9 protein-coding genes and 1 pseudogene are annotated in these 8573 nt (G+C 65.9%); 5 read left to right on the top strand and 5 right to left on the bottom strand.

Going from position 1 to position 8573, the window contains the following annotated elements; translation table 11 throughout:
* The first annotated feature begins 127 nt into the window (after positions 1 to 127).
* Positions 128 to 829: a helicase associated domain-containing protein gene (locus ACH4SP_RS42455; protein WP_398423851.1), complete on the top strand. Its 702-nt coding sequence runs from the start codon at positions 128 to 130 to the stop codon at positions 827 to 829.
* Entirely contained in the window at positions 826 to 1275 is a 450-nt protein-coding gene (locus ACH4SP_RS42450) for a hypothetical protein (RefSeq protein ID WP_398423849.1), read from the top strand. The genes ACH4SP_RS42455 and ACH4SP_RS42450 overlap by 4 nt, the downstream gene beginning before the upstream one ends.
* A 98-nt stretch (positions 1276 to 1373) precedes the next feature.
* Here the strand turns inward: ACH4SP_RS42450 and ACH4SP_RS42445 are convergent, their stop codons facing one another.
* Complete coding sequence (locus ACH4SP_RS42445) at positions 1374 to 2015, bottom strand: hypothetical protein (RefSeq protein ID WP_398423847.1); 642 nt, start codon at positions 2013 to 2015, stop codon at positions 1374 to 1376.
* Between the two features lie 604 nt (positions 2016 to 2619).
* On the opposite strand from ACH4SP_RS42445, the gene ACH4SP_RS42440 reads away from it, so the two are divergent.
* The 3 genes and pseudogenes from ACH4SP_RS42440 to ACH4SP_RS42430 all read left to right on the top strand — a co-directional run.
* Complete coding sequence (locus ACH4SP_RS42440; RefSeq protein ID WP_398423845.1) at positions 2620 to 3750, top strand: pentapeptide repeat-containing protein; 1131 nt, start codon at positions 2620 to 2622, stop codon at positions 3748 to 3750.
* 85 nt (positions 3751 to 3835) lie between these two features.
* On the top strand, positions 3836 to 4372 hold the full coding sequence (locus ACH4SP_RS42435; protein WP_398423853.1) for a nucleotidyltransferase domain-containing protein: 537 nt from the start codon (positions 3836 to 3838) through the stop codon (positions 4370 to 4372).
* 36 nt (positions 4373 to 4408) lie between these two features.
* Positions 4409 to 4582, top strand: a pseudogene (locus ACH4SP_RS42430) (IS630 family transposase); the annotation flags it as partial.
* A gap of 3 nt (positions 4583 to 4585) precedes the next feature.
* Here ACH4SP_RS42430 and ACH4SP_RS42425 read toward each other — a convergent pair.
* From ACH4SP_RS42425 to ACH4SP_RS42410, 4 genes are all read right to left on the bottom strand, one after another.
* A complete protein-coding gene (locus ACH4SP_RS42425; protein ID WP_398423843.1) occupies positions 4586 to 5719 on the bottom strand; it encodes an IS630 family transposase in 1134 nt (377 codons plus the stop codon).
* A 36-nt stretch (positions 5720 to 5755) separates the two neighbouring features.
* Positions 5756 to 6088 (bottom strand): glyoxalase superfamily protein, encoded by a 333-nt coding sequence (locus ACH4SP_RS42420; protein ID WP_398423841.1) that lies wholly within the window; start codon positions 6086 to 6088, stop codon positions 5756 to 5758.
* A 62-nt stretch (positions 6089 to 6150) separates the two neighbouring features.
* A complete protein-coding gene (locus ACH4SP_RS42415; protein ID WP_398423839.1) occupies positions 6151 to 6615 on the bottom strand; it encodes a hypothetical protein in 465 nt (154 codons plus the stop codon).
* A gap of 860 nt (positions 6616 to 7475) precedes the next feature.
* Entirely contained in the window at positions 7476 to 8456 is a 981-nt protein-coding gene (locus tag ACH4SP_RS42410) for an MFS transporter (protein ID WP_398423837.1), read from the bottom strand.
* Positions 8457 to 8573: the final 117 nt, after the last annotated feature.

Raw genomic sequence — 8573 nt, 5'->3', positions numbered from 1 at the left:
TTGCGGGTTTCGAGACAGTCGCGGGGCAGCGAGACAATCTCGTTGGGGCGTCGGCCGGTGTCTCTGAGCAGGGTGTACAGGGTGCGGTACATCAGCGACGGAGGCGCACGGGCACCTGCTGCCGCCGGTGACGGCGGTCTGGGAAGGACGGCAGCTGGGTGGCTGGCTGAAGAACACGAGGAAGGCCGCCAGGATCGCGGACACGATCGCGGAACGCCGTGCGGCGGGTCTTCCCGTCGAGTCGGAGGCCGGGGCGCTGACCGAGACGCGGCGGGACGCGCTGGACAAAATCGACCCCGGGTGGTGCCCGGCCTGGGACACCTCCTGGCAGCGGCGCCTGCGGCTCACCCAGCAGCACCTGAAGAACGGCGGCACCCTTCCTACCGGGGCGGGTGAACTCGTCGTGCAGGGCGAGGACTTGGGGAAGTGGGTCCAGTCCTGCCGGTACGGCTGGGACCAGCTGGTGGCCGCGCAGCAGTACCTCCTGGAGCACTCCCTCGGCCTCCAACCCGCCGGGGAGGACGAGCGGCCGGTGAAACGGCGGACGCAGAACGACAAGTGGAGGCTCAACCTGCGGGCCGCAAGGGCCTTCCACGCCCGTGAAGGGCATCTGAACGTGCCCCGCAAGCACGTGGAGCAGCTGGAGGCGCACGACGGGCCGGGAGGCGCTCAGGACGGCGCTGAGGGCGAGGTGGTGAGCGTGAAGCTCGGCATGATCGTGGAGAACTTCCGCAAGCGGGCCGACAAACTCACCGACGAACGCTGGTGGGAACTCGACCGGTTGGGGATGCGGTGGGCGGCGGGCACGGCCAGGAGGAACACGGTATGAGCACGGATGCGTACACCAGCGGACCGGTGGACCGGGCGGCGGAGGACCTACGGGAAGGCGACGCGGACGCGGCGTTGGCGGTCGCGGTGCGGTCGTACGCCGCGTTCGCCGTGCACGTGCGCTTCGACGACGGCATGACCGAGGAAGTCCTGCCCGTCCTCTGGTCGGTGATCCCCGAGGAGGAACGGGACACGTACCCGGAGCGGCTGGAGGAGTTCGTGACCCGGTACGAGGAGCGACTGGTGCGGCTGTACGCGGAGTACGGGCCCCAATCCTCGATCGCCCGGCATGGACGGCATGAACTGTTGGCGCACCCGGTGTCGCTGATCGCATTGGAGCGACTGTCGTCCGTCCGCTTCGCGCTGGCGGCGCGGTGGGACGGTGAGCTGCCCGACCGGTGGCTGAACGATCTCTGCGGTCCGTGGGGCATCGGCGATATCCTGTGAGCACCTCTTCTCGACCTTCTCCGCACGGGCCGTGGCCTCCTATGTGCCGAGGCCGTTGGAGAAGGTGGTGTCCCCTCTGTTAGGTGCCCCCGGGCGGGTCAAGTTCTCTCGGCCGCTGGCGGTGAGTGCGGCGTGCTGGCACGCTGGCGGTACAGGGAGCTGGCGCTGTGCAAGAGCGTCAGCCCTGCTGCCGTGCAGTGCCTGAGCAGGCTGAAGCTGCCCGTGACCTGGGCCAGCATCATGTTTTCGTCCTGCGAGACGGTCTGCCGCGGCAGGAAGATGAGGGCACCGGAGATGTCTCCATGAGCCAGTGAGCTGCAGCCACTCCAGAGGGCCACTGTGTAGGCGCCGGGGCCGATGTGATCGCCGGCCTCCCGGACGATGTGGGTGTATTCGGGAGCCCGGAGAGCCGCTTTTACTGCCTGGGCCGGGGTGCCCGCCTGGATGGCGAGCTGTCTGAGCTCTGTCTCGCGGTCCTTGCGTGTCCTGGGCTGCTTGGCGCCCAGGAGTTCGTGGAGGTTGGTGGAGGAGCGTACGTCCTTGTGTTGCAGTGCCAGTCGCCTCTGGACGCGGACCAAGCGGTCGACGGGTGCGAGCAGCCAGACGGCGCGGGCGGCGTTCTCGATGACGCCGCGGACAAGCGTCGCCTGGGCGTGGGTGTGCAAGGTCGCCGTTACCTGACCGGACGGTTCGATGCCGAGGATGCTGGTGCGCAGGGCATGCAGGTGGTCTCCCGCCACGGTGAGAGCGTTCCATGCTGCGTGGGAGAGGTGGAAGGGGGCGCTTGCGGCGTCGTCCGCGTCCAGGTCGCTTCCAGCCGTCGGCTTCCAGGAGCCCGGCGGGGGTCAGGGGTGGTGAGATCTTCGAATGGCCTGCCGCGGCCCAGCAGATCGATGAGCACCTGCAGATGCTGCTGCTCTTCCTCGTCGTCCATGGCCTGAGCGTAGGGAAGTGTCCTCTGATGCGCTGAGGATTCCAGTGCCTGCTCGATGCCAGCGGGGAAGACTCCGGCGCGCCTTTCTCGAACTACAGAAGGAGTGGCGATGGTGCCGTCGGCCTACTCGGCAGCTGTCGAGGCGGCCAGTGAGTACCGCGATTGCTCGTAGAGCCGCTGCCGTGAAGGGGAATCAGCCAGTTCGTCCGACGTGGATGACCACGATGGGGATGTGCCCACAGTTTTCTGGCACAGGACAGCGGCGCCCTTCGGGCGGTGCGGCTGGAAGACCGGCACCCAATGCCACCCGGCCTCGGGCGGAACGGATGCCGGCCGCTTCTGTCTGCCGTGCCACCCGGGGCTCTGGAGTGGCGTGCAACCACTGGTGTCCTCGCCGTGTCTTCCTGGTCATGACAGCCACCCCAAAGCCTGAACCCGACCCAAGTAACCGGGAGTTGCGGCTGTGGAGGGTCGGCCGGACGCTGCTCCTGGCCTTCGCCGCCGCCGTGCTCACCGCCGGGGCCGTCTTCTACGGGCTGGTGGTGCTGCTCGACTTCAAAGCGATCGACACGGGTACCAAGCTCGACGCGAAGACTCTCTTCGACCTGGTGAAACTCTCCTTCGGAGTGGTCGCGGGAGCGGGTGCGCTCGTTGCCCTGGTCGTCGCCTACCGCCGTCAGCGCGTGGACGAGGCCGGTGCGCACCGCGAGTCGACCCGTCTGCACACCGAACGCTTCTCCCAGGCCGTCGACAAACTCGGCTCCGACTCCCCCGCCGTCCGCCTCGGCGGAGTCCACGCCCTGGCCGGCCTCGCCGACGACGCCCCCACCCAAGATCTCCGCCAGACGTGCATCGACGTCCTGTGCGCCTACCTCCGCCTGCCCTCCGCCCTCGACCCCGGACACCCGCCCGACCCCCTGCCCGACACCCCGGAGACCACCGAGGAACAACGCGACGCCCACCAGATCAGGCACGACGCCCACCAGGCCAAGCAGGACCACTACCGGGCACTGCGCGAGGTCCGCCACACGATCCTGCGCCTGATCGGAGACCACTACCGCATCCCCCAGAACACACACCGCTCCTGGCAGGGCTGCAACCTCGACCTCACCAACGTCACCATCGACGGCAACATCGACTTCAACGGCGCAAGGTTCACCGACGGCACCGTGGACTTCCGCAGCGCGGCGTTCTCCGGCAGCACCGTGCACTTCGGCGGCGCGGCGTTCTCCGGCGGCGACGTGGACTTCGGCCGCGCGACATTCACCGGCGGCAACGTGAGCTTCAGCAGCGCGGGGTTCACCGGCGGCACCGTGCACTTCAACAACGCGACATTCAGCGGCGGCACCGTGTACTTCGGCAACGCAGAGTTCACCGGCGGCCTCATGTACTTCGGCAACGCGGAGTTCACCGGCGGCACCGTGGACTTCGGTACTGCCAGCGGGCCCGAGCCGTCCGGTTTGGTTCCGTACGGCGTCTCCGTCCCCTTGCCTCAGGGCCTCGCCGTTCCGCCCGCATGGCGTCAGGGTGGTTCCGGCTAGTGCCGCATCAGGCAACGTTCGCCCTGTGGGAGACAAATAGGGTGCTGGGCTGAGCGGTTGCGGCGTAGCCTGCCTGGCTGTGGACATGGGACGTGCTGATCAACAGCTTCGCCTGATCGCTGAGACCGTGCGGGTTGCCGGAGTTCTTGAGGTCGAGGTGTGGCTTCGCGGCGGATGGGCCATGGATTTCTTCCTCGGCGAGGTCACGCGAGACCATGGGGATATCGACTGGTTCGCCTGGGCAGACGATGCCGGGCTCCTGGCGGAAGGCTTGTTGTCGCGCGGCTATCAACCGGTCCCAGGACCGCCATCTGACCTGCAGCTCGATTTCGCCAAGGGCGGGCTGGACAGCAGCTTCACGCTCCTGGACCGGGATATGGCCGGCCGTGTGGTGGTTGCCGGGGGGCCATGGGCCGGTGCGCCCTGGCCTGAGGGAATGCTCGATGCCGGGCCGGGCCGCATAGGTGGGCTGCCATGTGCGATCGTCAGTCCGCAGGCTCAGATCGAGATCAAGCGGATGATGCCGATCTGGGATCCCTCACGGCCTCGACGGGCCAAGGACGCCGAGGATATTGCCCGGCTGGAGGCGGCCCTCCTGGCACGGGACAATCGGTCCGAGTGAGGTTCTTGGGTGTCGGCCGTTCCCTACTCTCGGGCAGTGGCTGAACGAGTACGCGTCCGTGAGATCGATGACGATGAGGGCAGACGGCTGCTGCGGATCATCCGCAGAGGCACCGGGTCGGTGGTGACCTGGCGGCGAGCCCAGATGGTGCTGCTGTCCGCGCAGGGCATGCCGGTGGCAAGGATCGCGGAGGTGTCGTTCACTAGTGCCGGATCAAGCAACGTTTGCCCTGTTGATGACGGCACGTAGCCGCTGGTCGTCGGCGTGGCGGTTTCGCCAAAGGATGTATCGGCGGATCATGCTGCCCTGTTCCTTGTGGTCGGCGTGGTCCGTGCCGTCGAGGGTGAAGTAGCGCAGGGCCGTGAACTGTGCCTCGATGCGGTTCAGCCAGGAGGAGTTCGTCGGGGTGTAGGCGATCTCGACGTTGTTCGCCGCAGACCAGGTCCCGACGCGCTGGCATCTCTTCGTGGTCAGGTGCGGGGAAAAGTTGTCGGCCACGATCGCAATGCGGACCTCGCGCGGGTAGCGGGTGCGCAGGTAGCGGCAGAATTGAAGGAACTGGGTGCGCCGCTTGACCGGTTTGATGTGGCCGTAGAGCTTGTCCTTGGCCAGGTCGAGGGCGGCGAACAGGTGCCGTACCCCGCCGTAGCGGTGGTAGGTTGCCCGGCGGCGTCGGCGTGGTTCGCGGTCGGGGTTTTTGTGCGTGCCTCCGCGTTCGGCCCACTGCCGGCCAGGGTGGGGCATCAGGTTGAGCGGCCCGAACTCGTCTATGCAGAAGACGACTTCGGGCTCGCCGTCCTCGGGTATGACCTCGCCGTCGGCGATGGCATACAGGTGCTCGACGCGGGCCTTCTTAGCCGCGTAGTCCGGATCCCGGGAGGTCTTCCAGGTCTTCAGGCGTTGAAAGGAGACACCTTCCTCGCGGAGCAGGATGCGCAGGCCCTCGTGGCTGATGTCGTCGACCACCCCCTCGGCGACGAGGAAGTCCGCCAGCTTGGCCAGGCTCCAGGTCGAGAACGGCAGGTCATGCTCGGCCGGCTTGGACTTCGCGATCTTCTTGATCTCGCAGCGCTCGGGCAGTGTGAACGTCTTCGGGCGGCCGCCGGCGTACTTCGGATACAGCGGGCCGAAGCCGTCGGTGTTGAAGTTGTGGATCACATCGCGGACCCGGTCCGCGCTGGTGAACGACACCTCCGCGATCCTCGCCACCGGCATGCCCTGCGCGGACAGCAGCACCATCTGGGCCCGCCGCCAGGTCACCACCGACCCAGTACCCCTGCGGACCATCCGCAGCAGCCGATGCCCTTCGCCGTCATCGATCTCACGAACACGCACGCGTTCCGCCACCGCAGCAGTCTCGCTGCCGGACGCTGCCCGCGGGAGTCACTGCGTGGGGGTGCCCACCCGCAGGCGATTGCCGTCGGGGTCGCGAAGCTCAATCTCGCGCGCCCACGGAGCATCCTGCACGGGAACACCGAATTCGGCGGCGACGGCATCGACGTCCCCCACGCGGAGATACACCAACGTATCGGGCCGGGCGTCTCCTTGATGCTCCGACAGGAACAGCCGCACCCGGCCACGTGCAACCTCGACGAAGGCGGGGAACCCCGGCTCGAAGTGATGCTCCCACTGCTTGGTGAAGCCCAGGCGTTCGTACCAACTCACCGTCGCAGCAGCGTCCTCGACCCGAAGGATCGGAATGACTTCCTCGTCCATGAGCCCATGATCTCAGAACGGTCCTACGAGGCGAAGGTTGCCTGGTGCGGCACTAGCTGCGGTCATGAATCGACGTGCTGGTCTTCCGTCCCGGACGAAACTGGCTCGGTGCCGAGCGGCCAGGGAAGGCCGGCGTCATGCAGCTTGGCCAACGACGAGTGATCGTTGGCCACCAGTACCTGGGCCAACCTGGCTGCTGCGGTGACTACGGCAGACCAGCTGGGTGAGTCCAGATAGGCCTCGTCGCCGGCAGTGGCGCCGACCGAGTTCTGTACCGCGCTGTAAGCCGCACCAAGACGGGCCATCAGCTCGACTTCCTCCTCGCTGCGAAGGCACTGCCCCAGCCAGGGCAGAGGATTGCTCGCATCACAGAAATCGTCGAAGAGCACGTGCACGGTGTAGTCGAGGTCCTCGAACTGATCCGGATCGAGCCAGACTTCTCGCTGCCAGGTCGGGCTGGCCAGCGCCACGACCGCAGGCACGACATGGAGGCGGTAGCAGGGCAGATCAATACCGTGATCAATCACGAGGCAAGAGTACGCACCTCATGCCCAGCCTGAGAGCGCCCAGTTCCTGCCGCAGACCGCCGACGCCATCGAGGAAGAGGCCACCTTCCCCCTCGACGTCGGCCCGTACAGCGGCCTCGACCCTGCGGGTGAACCGGCAGCTCTCCAGCGGTACACCCTCCGGGTTGAGGAACGTCCACATCGATCAGCGGCGGTGCCCAACGCAGTTGGACCAGCCGGCCGACGGGAGTTCCCGTTCGGCCTGACCAGCGGCACGACGACACGGCGGCAGGATGGTCGTCTCGTCCTCCGGCTCCGCTACATGCGGCTCTGGACCCACAGCACGAGCAGGCTGACGCAGCCGGTGCCCGCATCGCAGGGCCGACGGCCCTGGAGCCTCCTTCCAGCTCTTCGGTGATGCAGGCCTGACCACGCTCCTGTTCGCCTGGCTCGACAGAGGCCTTTGACCGGCCCCTGCTACCGGAAGGCCAGAGGTGCGGTAGGCCGCTGGACATTCAGCGCAGACCTGCGATGCGCGGGCCGTCCACACTCCGCAGTGTCCCGACATCGATGCCCCGCCCCAGCACCCGACGCGGAACACGGCACGGTCCCTGCTGCCGGGGAAGCCGGCCCTGTTCGGCCGCTTCCTCCCTGCGGTGGCCGGTGCATGGCGTTTCCCGGAACCGCGGTGAACGTCCAGGGCCCGTACCTGGCCACCAGCGGTGCCCGAAGTCCATGGGCCCGGTCCGTCGCCGCGTGCGCGGCGGCCCAGCGGAAGCTCCGCAGGATCAGCAATCGATTCACCGATGCTGTGAGAGCCGCTCTCCTCCATCGCCACACATCGGCGTGAGGCTGGAAAAGGCTCACTCGACAAGATCGGGTCATGAGGTCTCCTGAGCCGTCGCCAGTTCGGGGCCCGGGCGAAGCAGAGAGTTCTCCGTGCGCAGAGGGGAGAGAAACAGCAGGACAGCAGCAACGATCAGTCCTGAGGACCCGCACAATATAGCATTCTGCAATCCTAAATGTGACCCTACCCACCCTCCACCAAGTGCACCCAATGGCGTGAGCGTCCATTGCAGCCAACGCACGGAGGCATTCATCCGGCCAAGCAACTCGGGTGGACACAACGCCTGACGCAAGGTTCGCTGAACTGTGTTGTTCACTATGGCGCAGACCGTCAGAAGAAAGAAACTCAGGCCAACGAGAACTTGCCCCATTGCCCCTCTCCCCACCATTACCGTGGTCAGCTCACACGGCCCATAGAACGCCACCGAGACCAACATGATCCGAAATGCTCCGAAGCGCTCGACAGACCACTTTATGAAGAAACTCCCAACCAGACTTCCCGCAGACCCGACGCCAAGCACGATCCCACTGGCGGTAGAACTCCACTGCAAGTCACGCACGACGTAGAGAATCCAGATAGAGCTAATCATGGCCAGCGACGAGGAGATAATACAGTTGGACAACGTGAGAGATCTAAGAAGGCGACTCCGAAGGACGAACCTCATTCCCTCAGAAATTTCTGACCTAATCTCCCGTCGCTTCCGATTCGACTTCGGTTTGACGATCTCCTCCGACAAGGCCTCCAAAATGGATCCAGCCAGTGCAGACAGCTGACCGGGGGTGAGGCTGCCAAATTCAGGAGGAACTGCTTCACGAAAAATCTGTTGTTGGGATAATGAATCTTTGAGTATCTCCCGGAGAAGGTGCTCCCAGGTAACTGGCTCGGCACCCAAGGTGATGTGAATCGAATGAGAGTCTTGTGTTGTCGGAGCATGGATGAAGCCGCGGGGCAGGTACAGAGAATCGCCAGCATGGAGCGTCACATCCAGGAATGGCTCGCGACGCGTGGGCTCCAAGTCCATTCCTTGCAGGGGTACGCTAAGGCTTGTCCCGCAATGATCACGGAACCGCGTACGGAGCTGTCGGGTGGAGTGGTGGGGTGCTCAGCCGGTGGCTTGCGGGGTGTCCAGTGA

The sequence above is a fragment of the Streptomyces sp. NPDC021093 genome (assembly GCF_044333135.1).
Lineage (GTDB): Bacteria > Actinomycetota > Actinomycetes > Streptomycetales > Streptomycetaceae > Streptomyces.
This window is presented reverse-complemented; position numbering and strand designations above follow the sequence as displayed.